The following is a 17,423-nucleotide window of genomic DNA, read 5'->3' on the forward strand; positions in this document are numbered from 1 at the left end:
GCTTCGTACAGTATAAAAGGACGGCCTCAAACTGCTACAGCTTACTTGAGTCCTAGCGGAGGTCTATATATTGACAAAATTAAATAATTTTATAAGAATCTATAAGAATTACAACAATACAATCGCTTTCAAAGTTTTGCGCCGTAGCCGAAAATGGGGGATAATAAATCGCTTTATTATTGTTGATGTTCTTATTCTTTTGATTTATTTCTCCTCTTTATTGCCATGGTACTTAAATGTGTTATTAGTAGTATTGTGGTTCATTCCATATTTGGGAATAATCGCATCTAAGACTAGGCTAACTTGTCGTCTTTGGCATAGAATTAGAATGTGTAACTATATTGGTATTGATAATACAACTGAGGATTTAAAGGCTAGATTGAGGTTGTTTAGAAAGGGCATCTCGCTGCTATTTTCTTATTTTGTATCGCTTGGCTATATTGTAAGTTGGATATGGGAACCTTTTGCTTTTTCAATAGATAGGTGGTTGTTTAATGATTTTGTTTTTGCAGGATGGCTTGGATTAATCTTTTATGCCTTTTGCTTTTTATCCATTACGCGCCGACGCTGGCTTATACCATTGATTTCTTTAACCAGCCCATTTATTTCCTTATCGTTTTTCCTAAGTGTATTAAATGAAATAAACCAAATCTTATCCCATATTACAGGCATTCCATATTCGATACCAATTAAGAACTTTTTTGATAGCTATGTTTATATGTTTGTTCAATCTGGAACAGACAAAAGATTTGCCTTTTATAATTTTATGTATTCGTTCGCATTTCAACTATTATATGTCATCATTCAACCCGTTTATAAATTAGAAAAAGTAGGCTGGCCCTAGAGACAGTGGCCTTCCTTTTCGGAGCAGTATCGGTTCTTGGACTTCTTATGGCGCAGCCTATTTCACAAATATTGTTCGATTATTTGCAGACTAACAAAGAAATGCTTTCTTATTTTGAGTTGAAAGATGAAACTGGGTTTAGATTGTTTTATGAGCAAACATTGAAATATGTGATCTTACCCTTTTCACTAGGTACAACATTTCCAATCCTTATATTCAAATATAGAGAAGCGGCTAGTAAGAGTAAAGGACAAAAAGTGTTTGACAGCGCATGCAGCAACACCAACATCCCTACCTCTGAAATGATGTACTTGTTACGTAAGGCGATCTATTTTGGAGGAGGCTCGATCCGTGGGATGATTCATGGTCACTATATCCTGCACTCATGTGTGCCGTTATTGAACGTGTACCGATCTCGTCGCAAGAGTTGGCTGCAAAAAAAGCGTACATTAATTATATCGCTGTGTAGAAAAAGGATAGATAGACTACGCAATATACCAAATTCAATTCGAGGGACATTGATACAGGTCAGTGACTCTGTTTACACAGGCTTTAAAAACTTATGTATAGAGTTTGAGCAAGCTCGGAATGAGCGACACTTTGGGATTAGAGTTACAATAGCTTTATTTTTAGCAGTTGGATGGATCATTTTTGTTATATCAGGTCTTTTATCCCGTGCGCTCTCGAGCTTTTATGAAAGTTATGTAAGTCTATATGGTTCTGACATTACACGAGCACATGCCTCGTTTGTAATTCTATATCTGCTAATGGCTTGTTTGTATTTTTTAGGGAAATCAATAGCAAATCGCTATCGCCCTTCTACTTTTAAGTTAGAACTGTGTAAGTTAGTTGCGCATCTCCTGCTCTTAGTCTTATCGGTAATAATTGTCTTCTTTACAGACGTTATCTACAAAGAATGGGTTGCGGCTCTCTTATTGCCTGGGATGTGGCACGTTATTTGGTTATTAGAGCAGGTTGACCGACCAAAGAAAAACAATAGAACGGGATTATTGGAAAACGACAAGAATTGATGTGAGTATAGAGTCAAATAAGATCAGCTTTTGTTTTGAGATGGCCATTGTAATATCAGTGGTCCAGGGTTTCCTTCACGCAATTTCCAGTAGCCCAGGTAAAATGAAAGAAGTTCTAAGGAACGACCCAAGTCATTATAGACAGCTATTTGCTACTGAACTCATCAGTAGCTTTTTTCTTTGCCGATTTGGGAAAAGTAGGATATTGGCATAAAAAGTCGAATTAATAATAGGAATGGTTCATATTGCGTACAAATCAATTATGACTTTAGGGTGAGATCCATATGGATAGGATAAATGAATTAGTAGAATACGGATACGAGTGCGACTTCTTAGACTTTAAAGAAAAACAATATTCCAAAGAAAAGACTGCCGACTTGATTGTGGACATTATGGCTATGGCAAACTCCCGTTATGACGGAGATAAATTTATCATAGTGGGAGTAAAGGATCGGCCTGAAGGAAAAGAAATCAAGGGAATAAACCCAGAAGAATTTATTGATTCGTCAAACTACAAACAAGTAATTCTAAATAACATTGAACCTGAGATACAGTTTGATTATTTCAAGTATGAATACAAGGGGGCAGTGTTAGGCGTTTTTAGAATTCACGGAACAGAAAATAAACCGTATATGCTGAAAAAGAAATATGAGCGACTAAATGAAGGGTATTGCTTGCTCAGGAAAGGTAGCATGAATGCCCTAGCAAAGCGTAGTGACTTTGATTATATGTACCTTAATAAAGGTCAATTCGAAATAAGATTTCTGGAACAATCTTTACATGCAATATATGATGCGGATGGGTGTGCATCTATAGAGGTAGCGTTCTCGAATACAACGAATTTACCGATTACAATTATTGCTGGAGAGCTATTCATACGCGATAAGCACGGAAAAGAACTAACCCATCATCCTATTTACGGTCTGAATAATCGAATTGAGGATGCTGATTTTAAATTAGCCTTACCACCCAAGTCAGAAGTTGTAGGACATCTGCTTGTTGGGTTTAGTTCATCTCAACCATTAAGGCTTAATATTGATGAACACGGATTGTGTGATGAAAAATATGATTTTGAACTACTACTTATAGATGCGCGGCATAAAAAATATTCCGCCACAATACGCCAATGTAGAGTGTTTGTTGATGGTGATTTTCTATGGAAAGTGAAGCAGCAAAAGGGATTCCACATAAGTTTCGGACGCATTGAGGATGCTCATAAACTCAAACAACTGTACATCTATTTTTGGTAAGTAGAGGTGGGTACTTTGGAAAACGAACTTGTTAGATATTCAAGAGCCGGCGACATTTTTCACTATCGGTGGGCTGCTCGGCGTTGCCTGCGTTTAATACACCCTAAATCTCGAATTAAATCTATCGTAATCGAGGGATCTAGGGAAAGTAAGCTGGCTGGAGAATACGTAATTGATGTAGCTGAGTATTTGGATTCCTTAATTCAAGGATATCAGGATGTCGCCTATTATCAGTTGAAGCACACTACTGTGCATAAAAATAATCCATTTAACCTTAGCGATCTTAAAGAAACATTTGAGGGTTTTTCAGCAAGATATAAAGAACTTATTAGTGAAACAACAACTGCAAAAGGTGAAATGAATTTTACTATTGTCACCAATCGGCCAATTAATCAAAACCTTAAAGACAGCATAGAGAAATTATCTGCAGATGAGCAAATTAATTCACAGTATAGAAATACGCTTTCAAAGTATACACAGCTATTTGATGAAGATTTAAAAAAGTTTTGTGCTTGTATAAAATTCGCAGACGGCGAAGGAGACTATAATGCACAGAAGTATAGGCTTCATGTAGAAATATCTCAGTTGGTTGCCGGAAGTATCGATAACCCTGAAATAGAAAGCATTACTGGACTAGTTCGCGACAAGGCTTTACCTGATTCCAATGGTGTAATTGTTCGTGAAGAAATACTTGAGAAATTTAAAGTTACGTCTGAACGTGATCTCTTTCCTGCTCCACCTGAGTTTGAAAAACTGGAGACTCTTGTGCATAGAGAGCAGCATAATGACTTGTTGAAAACCATTTTAGAATTAGCAGCTCCGTTGATCATACATGCTCCTGGAGGAGTAGGAAAAACGGTTTTTGCTCGCCAAATAGCCAAATCATTACCTGTTGGATCTTTCGGCGTTGTATATGATTGCTTTGGTGGTGGACGTTATCGTAATCGGAGCGAAGTGAGGCATCACCATCGCCAAGCATTTGTTCAGATTGTTAATGAATTGGCTGTACAAGGCCTTTGCGATCCACTAATAGTGAATTCCGGCGCATCTGAAACAGATATATTAAGAAAGTTCCTCGACAGAATTGAAACAGCAGTTATTGCTATGAAGAAATCAAATAGCAATGCAGTCCTAGTGATTCTAATAGATGCAGCCGATAATGCTGAAATGGCCGCGGCGGAGTTCAATGATAATTGCTTTGCTCATGAACTTCTCCGTGAACGTATAATCGAAGGTGCTAAAATAGTTGCCCTTTGTAGAACCGAGCGTATACATTTACTCCAGCCGCCTAGTAACATCAAACAACTTGAGTTGAAGCCATTTTCGGAGAAAGAGTCTTTTGATTATTTAAGGTCTTATTATCCGCAAGCGTCTAAAGAGGACGGATTAGAATTTTATAGGCTTACTAGTGGCAATCCACGTGTACAGTCAAATGTTTTAAGTTTAAATGGTAGTACGATTGCTGAAGTATTCTCCAGGCTTGGTAGTATTGGAACCACTGTCGATGAACAAATAGAAGGACAATTAATGTCAGCAATTGATTCAATAAGAGATAAACTTCATGATGATTACAGAAAACAAATCGACTCTATCTGTGTAGGCCTTGCTACATTACCTCCCTTTATTCCATTAAAGATACTATCTAGGGCAGCTGATGTTGAGGAGTCTGCTATAAGAAGTTTTGTTGCAGATATAGGACGTCCCTTATGGCTTTCTGACTCCTCAGTTCAGTTTAGAGATGAGCCTACGGAAACTTGGTTTAGGGAAACTTATGCAGCATCGAAGGAACAAATAGAGTTTTTTATTGAACAAATCAAACCATTAGCTAACGAGTATTCATATGTCGCTTCTGCTATGCCTGCTCTGTTATTACAAGCAGGGAAGAACACCGATCTTGTTGAATTAGCTTTATCCGATAATTATCTCCCCGATAATCCCATTGATGAGCGAAATGTTCGAGTATTTCGTCTTCAATTTGCATTTAAGGCTTCGTTGAAGCAAAAAAGCTTTGTTGAGGCAATAAAATTAGCTTTACGAGCTGGTGAAGAAGTAGCTGGTGATAAACGACAGTTCGAACTTCTTGCAAGAAATATTGATCTGATTGCGCCTTTACAAGATGAACAACGTGTACAGGAGTTTGCTTTTCGTCGTTTGTTTAGTGGTTCTTGGAGAGGATCAGAGAATGTTTACTCAGCAGCATTGTTATCAACAGTCAAGAATTTTAGAGGGGAAGCCAGAAGCTTTCTTAGGGCTGCTGAGAACTGGTTAAGTCTATACTTCCAGGATAGAGATAAGAAAAAAGAAGAAGATATTCCATTTCATCATGAACAACTAAAAAATGAAGAAATTATGGAACTTGTATACACACATCTTAATTTATATGGGATAGAGAAGGCCTTCAAATTCCTTATTAGTTGGCACCCGGAGAAAGTAATCTATCATATTTCTAGGCAGCTGTTTAAACGGCTTATGGACCTAGGGGAATTATCTGCTGCAACACAGTTTGCAAAACTAGGTAAACGTAATCAGTATTTAATAATTGCTTTCGCACATGAATCCTTAGATATCGGGTATATTCCTAATTCGGATGTTCTCTGCACTTGCCTTGATTTACTAACTGCAAAGCGAGCGAGAATTTCAAAAATACAAGACACCTTTCAAGACACTACACTTCAATCTCTTATCTGTTTTCTTGAATCTTGCGCAGCAAACAAGTTACCGAAGGAGAAAATCATCAGGGTTCTAAATCATTATTTCCCTCAAAATGCTTTACGGTCTATTACAAGCGATTACGATAATAAAGATCGTGCAATTTTTATGCGTGCCCAGGCATTAAAAAAAGTATTACTTTCAGATCTCGAATTCGATATTAACGAATTGCTTCCAAAGGATTTACAACAGAATACAAAATATAAGGATGAACAAGAGGTAAGAGAAATAAAAGAGGTAATTGGCGGTTTGTTACCTTGGTATATGCTGCGGATACGATGTTTAGCAGGGGATATTCTTGATTTTGATAATGAAGTAGCGGAAGTGAATAAGAAGTCAGGATCAGCAACAGCGAGTCGATATAGAGACTATGATAGTGTACCAACGGAAATAGCTAGAATATGTTGTGACATTTTGATGTTTCACAAATTTTCCGGACATATGTCAGTCAAGACCTTTTATGAAAATTATATAAAAAGTAACAGGATGTTTCTTCCTGATCATCTGAAATTAGTTCGTTCTGCTTTCCGATTAAGCCACTTAGCTGAACAGAAGCGCGATTTTGAACAAAATGCTTATGACGTAATCCGTTCTGCTACAGACATTGGCCCAGAGGATAGGGCAAATTGTTACATTGATCTTGCACGAGCATTGATTAATGTAAATCGTGATGATGCCGCAGAATACTTCAATTTTGCCATCGAAGCCGTTTCGAAATTTGGGGATGAGATCGTCGAGAGATGGGAAGCAGTTTTTTCCTTAGCTAACCAAAGAAAAGTAGATGAATTTGCACCTTACGATTTAGCTTACAGATATATACGTTGTGCAGAGCTTATCGGAGAAAATGTTGCTCGCGAAAAGTATTGGGACAGGGACGAGGCTGTTAGGACTTGTATTCGATTGTCCCCGGTAACTGGAATCGCTGCACTAAGCAGATGGCGGGACCGGGAAATTGGTCGATTTAATCGTCAATTAATTGCTTTGTCCGAAGAAATTGTAAGAAGCGGCTACGTTGCACCATCGGTAGCATGGTCTCTATCTGCGTTTATGGCGGAGTTTGAATTAGCGGACTTTTCATTACTATGTATAGAGAAGGAAACCTCGGATGATCGTCGGAAGTATATTTTTGATTCAGTAATTAAGGAACTTAGGATAAATGGAGTTGGAGGGGAAGTTTGGAAAAGGGTTAGAGAAACGGCTAACAAGTATTCTTTACAAAGTAATCTATTGGATGAAGTTATTGCTTATAATGATGACATTATTGTTAGAGAAGAGAATACTATTAACCAAGAAAGTACTTCCACGCTCCGTCTAGAGTCAGACGAAAAAACAATTGACTGGAACGAACTGCTGAATGATTTGGACTTAGTATCATCTAATGGACTAAGACAAGCTATTCTGCGTTATGAAGAAATTCCTCAGAATCTACGATATAGAGGGCCCTTGTGGCGTGAAGTCTACAATCGAATTTCCGACAATGAAGCGAAGAAGTTTTTGTATGAGCTTATACAAGTAGATGAAGCGGATATTTATGATATACAGGATGCGCTTTTGTTAATGCCGGACGAATGGCATCGCAAAGTAAGTATTAAAACAGAGTGGCCGAAAATAATGCAATTCGTGGGCAAACGGTTTGCTTCAGCTTTACTCGAAAGGGGAACAACCTCTTATTTCACTAGAAGATTACATTTAGGATCAGAAAATATACCTTATATTCAAAAAGGAATAATCGAAGGATTAGCAGGCAACGGAGATTTGGTTCACGCAACTACATTTTTTGGTTTTGTAACTGTAGCTTCCGAACATATCTCAACACAAGAAGCAACTGATTTACTTGACTTCGCATTATCGAGATTCGAACTACATATTGATCCTGAGTACGCTGAAGGACCATGGTCTCAAATGTTGTTGCCGCCGGTTCACATGGAAAGTGCTTTTACAGGTTTTGTTTGGTCCGCTTTAGGTTCTCCAAGATCTTCAACACGCTGGTGTGCCGTTCACTGTGTTCGTAGACTCGCAGAAGCTCAATGCAGGGATGAGATTGATGCTTTGGTTGATTGGATGGAAAGGGATACTGTTGATGCATTTGGGGCTAATAAGTTTCCGTTCTACAACTTACATGCAAGATTATATTTATTAATTTCACTTGCTCGAGTATCAATTGATAATCCGCACATATTGCTGCATCGTAGTAATGTTTTCTATAAATATGCCGTACAATCTTCTCCTCATATGCTTATTCAAAAATATGCAGCTGATATTACACTCAATATCGAGAAGGCTCATCCAGAGACTTACTCGAAAGAAGTAGTTGACGAACTTCAAAAAGTGGGGAAAAGTCAATTTGATAAGGTTGAATTAGATGACCGTTGGGAAACAAGAGATAGTTATTGGCATGCTAACGAGACGATTGATACTAGTTTGAATTTTCATCATGGCTACGATTTTGATAGCTACTGGTTTGAACCATTAGGGAGAGTATTCGGAATTTCCAGTGAGCAAGTGGAGGATCTTGCTACCGAAGTTGTTGTTAGTGAATGGAAAATGCAGCTTGATGGTGGATATAAAGATGATCCGCGCCACTCTTTGTGGAGATCGTCGAGAGAACAACAAGGAACATATCATAGCCATGGGAGTTACCCAAGAATAGATGATTATAATTTTTATCTATCATATCATGCCATGCTTGTTGTAGCTTCAAGGCTGCTGGAGAAAATGCCTGTTGTCCATAGCTCAGATTGGTATGAAGATGAGTGGATTGATTGGCTACACCGACACTTATTGACTCGCAGTGATGGTTATTGGCTATACGATCGTAGAGATCCTGTTCCTTTGTATAGAAGGGATTGGATTATTGATATGAGAAATCCAGATTGGCGTGAAGAGATATCAAATGATGATTTTCTTGAAGGTATATTGTCTGAAAGAAACGGAGAACTATGGCTAAACGTGGTCGGTTCTTGGGAGGATGGAGATAGTGAAAGATCGGAAAGTTTCAATATTGCAAGCTCTCTCGTATCATCGGCCACTGCTCAAGCTCTTTTGCACGCATTGAGTACATGCTCAAGCCCTCATGATTTTAAGTTGCCTGATTACGAAGAAAATGAAATGGAAATAGATGTAGATACTTTTAAACTTAAAGGTTGGGTATATCAAGAAGAAGCATCTAAGCGTCTGGATGAGTTCGATCCACATTCTACTAAAGTAGATTACCCGCCTTATAAAATAGGGAGCTCCATCGCTGAGAAAATGCAGATATCCGCTGACTATGAGAAGAGGGAATGGACTTTGGCGGATGAGAGTAGAGCATCAATAATTTGTGAAATCTGGGCGCCTATTCATGATAGTCATGAAGATGAGGAAATGTGCCGCGGCAATAGACTATCAGCATCGCTCTCATTTCTAAAAAGACTTTGTTCTGAATTCCAAAGTGAGTTAATTATTGAAGTTCAAATTAGAAGAAGATTTAGACAGAAATCATACATGAGAGGAGTGGATCGGATGAGTATAAGCCACCGCTTAGCAAATTATTTATCTTCTCAGCCGATGGAAGACTCAGAGATACAGAAACGTACTATGAACTTAGGCAAAGCGTTAGTCAAAGAGCTTAATTTGGACCCTGGTGTTGATACCCTTGCTCGTTGGATGGCGAACTATATTGCTGAGCAAATTGAAATTGCGGAACACAGTTCAGGTATTCAAAAACAAGAGGCGGAAGTACGTTGTTTTGAAACGATATTAAAATTATGGAATCACAGATCAGCTTTACCTAGTGGCTCAAGGCCATTTGAGAATTATGAGCCAATACTTCGTACACTAGCACGACTTAATCCTGAAAACGACCGTCATTTCTTCTTTGACAATACAAAGGAAACAATAGACAATGTCCCGGAGGAAGTTCAGAAGTGGCTGGATGTAGCAAATGGAATTGATGAAGCTGCACGTGTATGGCTCAAATATGTATTTGAACAAGCTTCACTGGCCGCAACAGACGAAGACACAGTTGAGTGGTTGGAGAATTCATCAGCCGTACAGGAGGAAGATGGTCTTTCAGTAATTTTCCGCGACTTATATAATGATGCTTCTGAGATTTGGGACGACGTCGGGGAAATAAATCAAATAGCCCAAAGAAAAAATAATATAACTTCAAAAATTAAGAAGCTAGAGGCATTTGTTGAATTAAATCAATTGTTACTTTCAGAATACAATAAAGAGCTGGAAGAGTTGTCTATAAAGGACAATCAGCCAATATGAAGAAGACTCCTTCATCGCTGGGTAAGTAGAACTGAGAATGGAATGTCATTTGATATGCCTACGGTTTGAATCGAAAGTAACCATATTAGGCGAGTTGCAATATGGCTAATAATTTTGGCATAACAGCAGTTCCGTATAAGGCAATAAACTTAGAATTCAGATTCGGAAAATAGTATTAATTATCAGAACTGTTCTAGGCTCTATTTAATGGAGGTAATCGATGACTATAGACTACGATATTCTAAAAAAATCATTAGCTGATGGGGATGCTACAACGGCAGCAGGTATCATTTATGAGGTATATCTCCAACATAGCCATAATGTGATGAAACCGATACTGTTAAGTGATTGTCTACCCGAGCCACTCCAAAGAGATTTTGATAAAAAAAATAAAGCGCTTAAGACATTCATTTCCGCATGTGGACTTGTGCGACAAAAGATAGATCAAAACGGTAGAGATAATATAGACTTCTCGATTCAGCATATGAGCACTATAAAAACCATTTTAGAAATTTATAAACACAATAAGAGTAATACAACAGAACTGGAGGATACGGAACTATTCATAATTCCTATTCCAACAATTATTCATATGCTATGTGTTTTTTTAGAAAATCAACAAAGACTTGCACTAATTGAGCATGAAGCGAGTATAAAAGGCTCTAAGCATATTGATCTTTTTTCACGAAATGTCGCTGACATTGGTAGCAATAATGGGAAAATATCAATGGAGTCTAATCTTGAAGCAGGTATCGAAATGTTTAATACACTTTGTTCCTATTTATTTTATAAAGGAAAAAAGGTTCTAGACAAAGATTTAGAAGTTGCTAATGATGTGTCCCCATATGATATTCCAAACATAGAAAAAATGAGCTTACTTGCTCTACATCGAGGAATGCTGAACCACCTGTGGGAGTTGGTGAAATATAGAGAGTGGGAATACTCCATGCAGCGTAATACGGAAGATGAAGAGTATATGTATTACGAACCGATGGACGAAGAATATGTAAAACTTGAATCAGCGGCAATGATCAGGTACACATATAAGGATCAACTGGATATTGTAAAAAAAGAAGTTCTCTATAATAGCCTGATACATGACCTGATTCCTTTGGAAAGTGATCTTGCACAATCCATTGATCTCAACGATCCCCAATCTTTATTTCGTTTGGAAACTGCAAAGTTAATGAAATTGGTTCAACTTTATCAGAAGATAAACAATGGCGCTGTTAAATCTTTAGAGTTTATTGATGGTGACTTTTGGTCTCAAAAAACTATGGGAATAAATAAAAATATAAGTTTTGATAATTACTTTTTGTTTATTTCCTATCTACAAGCGCTTGGGTCCGTATATAGTGAAAAATCTCACGAGAAGTTTGATGATTATAACCGCGGGGGTTATAGACATCTCGCCCCGAGAATAGAAAAAGAATTAGTTGTTTCGAACTTCAGGGAGATATTTGGTGTAGAGCATGAAGTCGCAAATGAATTACTCAATATGCTAACTTTTCAGCCTAAGGCAAATAAAGATGATTTTTCAGATGTATTTTCGCAACCATTAGTTTACATGGGGAAAAAGGAAATAATCCTTGTTCCTGCTCTAATCAAACAGTTGAACATACCTCGAATGATTGAACAACAATTCGGTATTTGGAATATAGATGATGCCTATAAAGGAAAAAAATTTGAACGCTATATTAATATGGCGCTTTCATTTAATTCGAGTTTGAACGTAAATGTTGGTGGGTTGAAAATAGATGATGCTTTCGATGGAAGATCGGCAGAATTTGATTTCATTGCGACTTTTGGAGAAGAGATCCTGCTAATCGAGATGAAATGTCTCCGCAGGCCCTATTCACCTAAAGAAATCTTTCAAAGAGAGCATGAAGTTAATTACGGTGTTGAGCAGGTAAATAGGCGAGCATTAGTTTTACAAAAGGATTGGAATAAAATTAGAGAAGTCGCTACGATCGATTTACCAGTTCATCCTCCTGACCCAACTAAGATTATTAAGGTCGTCTGTTTGAATATCTTTAATTTTACGGCGAAAGAGAAGGACGATGTAATTATTACAGATGTCTCTTCGCTTACTAAATACTTTGTAAACCCTCTTGTGGAACAATTTGAGGTTGGTGAAACAAGAAAAAAAGTAGGTGAGTACTCCTTATGGGAAAAGGAATACCCAACTCCATTGGAATTCAAAGAATTCCTCCAAAAACCTCATACCATTGCAGATATATATGATAGTTTAGAACCTGTTTCCAGATCATTAATGTTAATTGATAGTACAAATCAACCACTTGGGTTTCTTGATTTTTCTCTCACCAGTAACCCGACAGATCTTGCGAACAAAAGGTTTAAATCTCTGAAACAAAAATTAGCCATAAAAGAGAATACTGCAAGGATAAGGTCAAATAAAGATAATCGAAAAAAGAAATTAAAGCAGCAAAGACAATCTAGAAAAATAAACAAAAAAAATAACCTTGCTCTAGGGTGACTACTTCAAAAGCTACTTTCTTTAGGACATAAAATGAAGGAATTATATAGTTGTTGAATCTTTAAAGTACCGGAAGATCCTCGTGTTTCGCATGCCAGACGAGATACGAATCCGACAATTTACTCGCCACTTGAGCAAAGAGGGGAAGCGTGTGTTGACCAGTCTCGGTTTGAATGAATCGATTTATCTCGGCTAATTGAATCAACTCTGTTCCAGCGGTGGTTTTACCCTTGAACCATCACTACATCCGTTAACGACTTGTTGCCCCCCCAAAAAAAACGTTCGCTACCACGTGCCGGAGGTGCGGAATGGGAGTGAGAAGTATTGGCGTATAAGTATCCCCAAATACATAATGTGTATTGGAAATTTGGCATAACAGTAGGTTATAAGGATTTGACGAAGAACTAAGGAAAACCAAAATATTATTATGGAGCGAGTTGCATGAATGAGCCAACGGTTGATGAGCAAGTTTTTCAAAATAAGGTGACTATCATACTTAACGATATAGGTCCAGATGCGATCAAAGGAATAGCCGGCTATCTTTTAGATCAAGAAAAGAAGCTGTTGGTTGTCGATTACTATGGAGGCAAGAAGGTATCTACCAATCCTTTAGTTGAAATTCTAAATTTGAAGTCTGTGTCAGTGAATGACCTCTTTGTTTCATTAAAAGATTATTCTGAGTATGACTATCTCTTAATTAATGGGACGGAAAGGTTAATTAGAACTTTTAATGGTGATGGATTGTTTGTTAGAAAAATTGTTGATCAACTTGTTCGAGTGTTTAAACAAAATCAACTTAACTGGGAATGGTTGCCTGAGTTTGTAAAGAGACTTCATGAAGAGCTGGATGAAAGAAGAGCGGTTATATGTCTTTATGTTGAGGGAGACGGCAGTGAGTCGATTTACAAATTACTTGAAGATGACGATGATGTTGATATTGCACAGATTACTCTTGCTAATAAAGAAAACGATGTAGTACTTGAGATTCAGAAAACAATGCTTGAAGATATACAAAATAAAAACTTAGAAGATATGATTAAGACAATTGAAAGCCACGAGGATCGTCTGCCCAAAAGGATATTAAATATATTTAAAGCAATAACTTATATGAAGCATGGTTTGAAAACAAATGCAATTTCATCATTTGAAATGGAAAGGGAATCTTTACTGTCAAATGAAAAAATAATGTTAGCTGATTTGTACCTGGCAAATAATGAGCCAGAAAAATCCCTTGAAGTTGGACGACAACTCATTTTACAAGACCCGTTCGTTTATGGGGCAACAAGAGTAACTCTTCGATCGGTTTTGTCTATCGATTCAGTTGCTGATGATGAAATCCGCCATTGGCTTGAGGTATGTGGTGAAATAGATAAAGAAAGTCCTGAGATATTGGATTTAATCTCCAATGGGTACAATAGAATTAGGAACTATCAAAAAGCTGCAAAGATTAGAAGGGAAATCTTTGCTCTTAATAGTAATCCTACAGAACTTCTACTAGCTCGTTTCTTGGATCTGCAAGATGAACCTCCGACTGATTTGAGTGTTGTTTCTAGTTATGTATTAGCACTGCTACAGGAATTCCCCGAGCTTGAGGAAGAGGCGCACTACAGATTAGGTTTGTTTTTTATGAATAATTATGGTAGCCAGTACAAAGCATTTGAGCACTGGTCGGAAGTATCCACCAGTATTAGCAGCAGATTTGCATATGAAGCTGCAAAAGGTAGGCTCGAGTTACTCGAAGATAATCTCGTAGCTTGTAAGGTTTTGAGAATCAAATTAAAAGAAGATGACGTACGGGAAGATAAACGATTGCTGGATAGGAAGGTCTTGGAACTATTAAAGAGTATGGAGGTTCTTTCAACAAACCCAAAAGGTTATTTGTCATGGGGAAATTATATTGATAAATCGTACACCAAAAATACTTGGAAACAGGGATTATTAAAGGCACTAATAAATGAAATTGATGACTGGAAGTTAGTTGATAAAGATTTGATAAATCACTCATATTTGGACAGGAATGATAAAGAAGCCGATCCAGATATGGGTGTGAATCCTGCCACATCATTGCGCTTGCTAAGAAAGCTTAAAGGTATGGAGTTAGCACAGGGCAGAGATGACAAAGAACTTCTTGAGACTGTTAGTGGGGGTTTGATTTGCTCAGAAATGTTTGGCGATACAGCAAATCAGGTCTGGATAAGATACGAAACAGCTTTAATTTTGGGGGCAATTGGAAAGGATCAAGAAGCACTAAATCACTCATTAACTTTGTTTGAAATCTCGAGAGCGATTCCGAACCACTCAATCATATCGCAAGAATGCTTGCCTTCTTTGCTTGGGGAAATACCCAATTCAGAATCGGTAACAGTATAGAAGGGGTTTTCTCTATCATTGTAGGTATGAGATTGGCAAGGAGAACCGGGGAAATAGGGGCATTCGTAGAAGACGGAATGAACATGATTTATCGCATTATTTTGGATGAGGGAGTTGCTGTATCTCCTGCAAAGATTCAAGAAATACGTGATTTATTCGACAAATTTTCTGATAGGATTGATTCAAAACATGCTGCGATTCGTTCTGCAGTTTTAATCAAAGATTTTGAAAAGGTTTACGAAATACTCAATCCAGTAATAAATAGCTTGCCAATGAAAGTAGATACTGAATGGGCAGTTGATCTTTCAAACTATATTATGGCATGCATGGAGACAAATCGCCCCGCAGAGGCATTTGGACTAATTACTACTTACTCTGAAATGGTGATTCCATATTTGTATGCTAGGAGGGACTTGCTCCCTCGTTGCTTGCAGTCGTGGTCACAAATATTAGTTCGCGTTAAGGCGGGAGAATCATTAGATAAGTTTCGGCTTGCTCGTCGTCTATTAGAAGAGGCAGTCCAGGTTATGGATACTAGGCGAAGCGGTCTGTTTCATAAAGGAGAGCGCGCAAATTTTTCTGATATCCACCGAGGTGTATTACTTGATTATCTCGAAGTACTTGTAATAATAAATAAAACAGAAGGATTTTCAGAAGAAGAGAAACAATCAACTCACAGGGAAATAATTAAGGTATTTTCCTTTATTAACCCGAGGTCAGTCCTCGAAACTCGAGTGAGTGACTCAAGATTGACACCTGAACTGAGGGAGCTGGAGAAAGCCTATAATCGCGTTAATGATGAAATACTATTATTAGAACATTCAAATGAGAAACAAGAACTAGTTCGTCAACAAAATGAGCTGCTAGAAGAATTAAAAAAGTCTCATCCCCATTACCGCTCATTATCAAATATTGATGCAAGAATTGAGGAGTTACACACTAAGCTAGATGAACGAAGTGTCTTTGTTCAGTATGCAGTATTAAAGTTCGGGATTATCCTATTAATTGTGAATAACACAAGCTTAAACATAGAATACGTAATGTTGAATACTATAAAATACAGGGGAATAAATGAACGATTAGGAAACATGCTGCAAGGTGCCGACCTTCACACAGAGAGAGAAGTGGAACTTTGTAAAAAGATTACACAAGAATTGTCCAAACCGTTAATGCAACCTCTGAATAACTTCTTATCATCTATGAATGTAGAGATATCAGATATAAATTTATATATCTCCCCTGATCTATCACTACCTTTGTTCTCTATAAGCTTATTAAATGACGAAGGAGAATGGCTGCTGAACAAAGTGAAAGGGGTTAGTAACGTTCTTGATTTATCACATGTAGTTGATCCAAGAATCGCGAAGAATCGGGGGACAAAAATTGTAATTGCAACCTTAGGCTCTGCGAATGATAAAGCAATCGGAATAGCGAGGAGAAAAATAAAAACGTGGGTAACCAATCCACAAATAATACATTTGGAGCTAGCCGGACAAGTGGATGAGATCGATAAGCTTACTTATCTTTGTAGAGTGGAACATCCGTCTACTGTTATTGTTATTGGTCATGGGATTTCGGATAGAAATGCAGGGGTGTTGAGCGGCGCAGTTGGTATACAAGGTCACACCCATACAATTTGGGGAGAGGACTTCGAAAAGTTGGAGGGGTTTACAGATAATCTTGTATTAATATCTTGTAGTGCAGGCTCAAATTATGAGGAACAAATTGAATCAAGCACTGGCGTTCTTAACAATATTTTATCATATAATTTTTCTGGTTTAGTGTTGTGCCGATGGGATGTTAATGCTCAAGCAACATTTGAAATACTAGATATCATAATCAATGATATTACGAAAAAGGAAGTAGTGGGTATTGCTGATTCCCTAATGAAGAGCCAGCGTGAATTACAGAAAATTGAAAAATGGAAAAGCCCGGTATTCTGGGCGGGGCTAGAATACTGGGGCCCACAACCTTAGATCTCTTATTCTTAGGAGAATGAAAAAACCTGTTCTAAAGTAGGGCTTACGCCTCGATCATCGAATGGTTTCCCACTTTCTTTACATGGTAATATCTAGTGGTTCCAGACTCTTTATTTTTCATGTTTATCACGTGCCGCGGCAAACCCAATAAAATCAACAAAATGGGTTCCAGACTTTTTTATCACCTGACAGCAAATGTTCAAAGAAAATAATGTTGGGAACTGAAAAATAAAATCGGGAACCAGAAAATAAAGATGGGAACTAAAAATTAAAGTCGGGAACTGAAAGAGGTGCCAATTAACAGGGCACCTCTTTTTTAATCTCTTTATATAATGTGCTCGTTGGGAAGTCCTGTGTTTTTTATATACTTGTCAAGAGAAAATAAAGACAATGTAAACTGAAAAAAGACCGCCATTGTGGCAGCCTTTTTCATCCTTGATTAGATTTTTTTTAAGACATCGGGAAGGCGTTACTTTCTGCTCTCTGTCA

General features: G+C 37.6%; 7 protein-coding genes. All 7 read left to right on the forward strand.

The features are described 5' to 3' along the window. Nucleotides 1–70: 70 nt before the first annotated feature. The gene (locus tag L0M14_RS00355) at nt 71–844 is read left to right on the forward strand and encodes a hypothetical protein (protein WP_235120151.1); all 774 of its coding nucleotides are present in this window, start codon (nt 71–73) and stop codon (nt 842–844) included. 5 nt (nt 845–849) lie between these two features. After that, nucleotides 850–1,875 (forward strand): hypothetical protein, encoded by a 1,026-nt coding sequence (locus L0M14_RS00360; protein ID WP_235120152.1) that lies wholly within the window; start codon nt 850–852, stop codon nt 1,873–1,875. 284 nt (nt 1,876–2,159) lie between these two features. Further along, nucleotides 2,160–3,125, forward strand: a complete 966-nt coding sequence (locus L0M14_RS00365; protein ID WP_235120153.1) for an AlbA family DNA-binding domain-containing protein — start codon at nt 2,160–2,162, stop codon at nt 3,123–3,125. Between the two features lie 15 nt (nt 3,126–3,140). Beyond that, on the forward strand, nt 3,141–10,088 hold the full coding sequence (locus L0M14_RS00370; RefSeq protein ID WP_235120154.1) for an ATP-binding protein: 6,948 nt from the start codon (nt 3,141–3,143) through the stop codon (nt 10,086–10,088). Nucleotides 10,089–10,308: 220 nt separating this feature from the next. Further along, entirely contained in the window at nt 10,309–12,585 is a 2,277-nt protein-coding gene (locus tag L0M14_RS00375; RefSeq protein ID WP_235120155.1) for a hypothetical protein, read from the forward strand. A gap of 441 nt (nt 12,586–13,026) precedes the next feature. After that, nucleotides 13,027–14,955 carry a tetratricopeptide repeat protein gene (locus L0M14_RS00380; protein ID WP_235120156.1) on the forward strand — a complete coding sequence of 643 codons (1,929 nt, stop codon included), beginning with the start codon at nt 13,027–13,029 and terminating at the stop codon, nt 14,953–14,955. A gap of 83 nt (nt 14,956–15,038) precedes the next feature. Beyond that, nucleotides 15,039–16,931, forward strand: a complete 1,893-nt coding sequence (locus tag L0M14_RS00385; RefSeq protein WP_235120157.1) for a hypothetical protein — start codon at nt 15,039–15,041, stop codon at nt 16,929–16,931. The last annotated feature ends 492 nt before the right edge of the window (nt 16,932–17,423 follow it).

The sequence above is a fragment of the Paenibacillus hexagrammi genome (assembly GCF_021513275.1).
GTDB lineage: Bacteria > Bacillota > Bacilli > Paenibacillales > NBRC-103111 > Paenibacillus_E > Paenibacillus_E hexagrammi.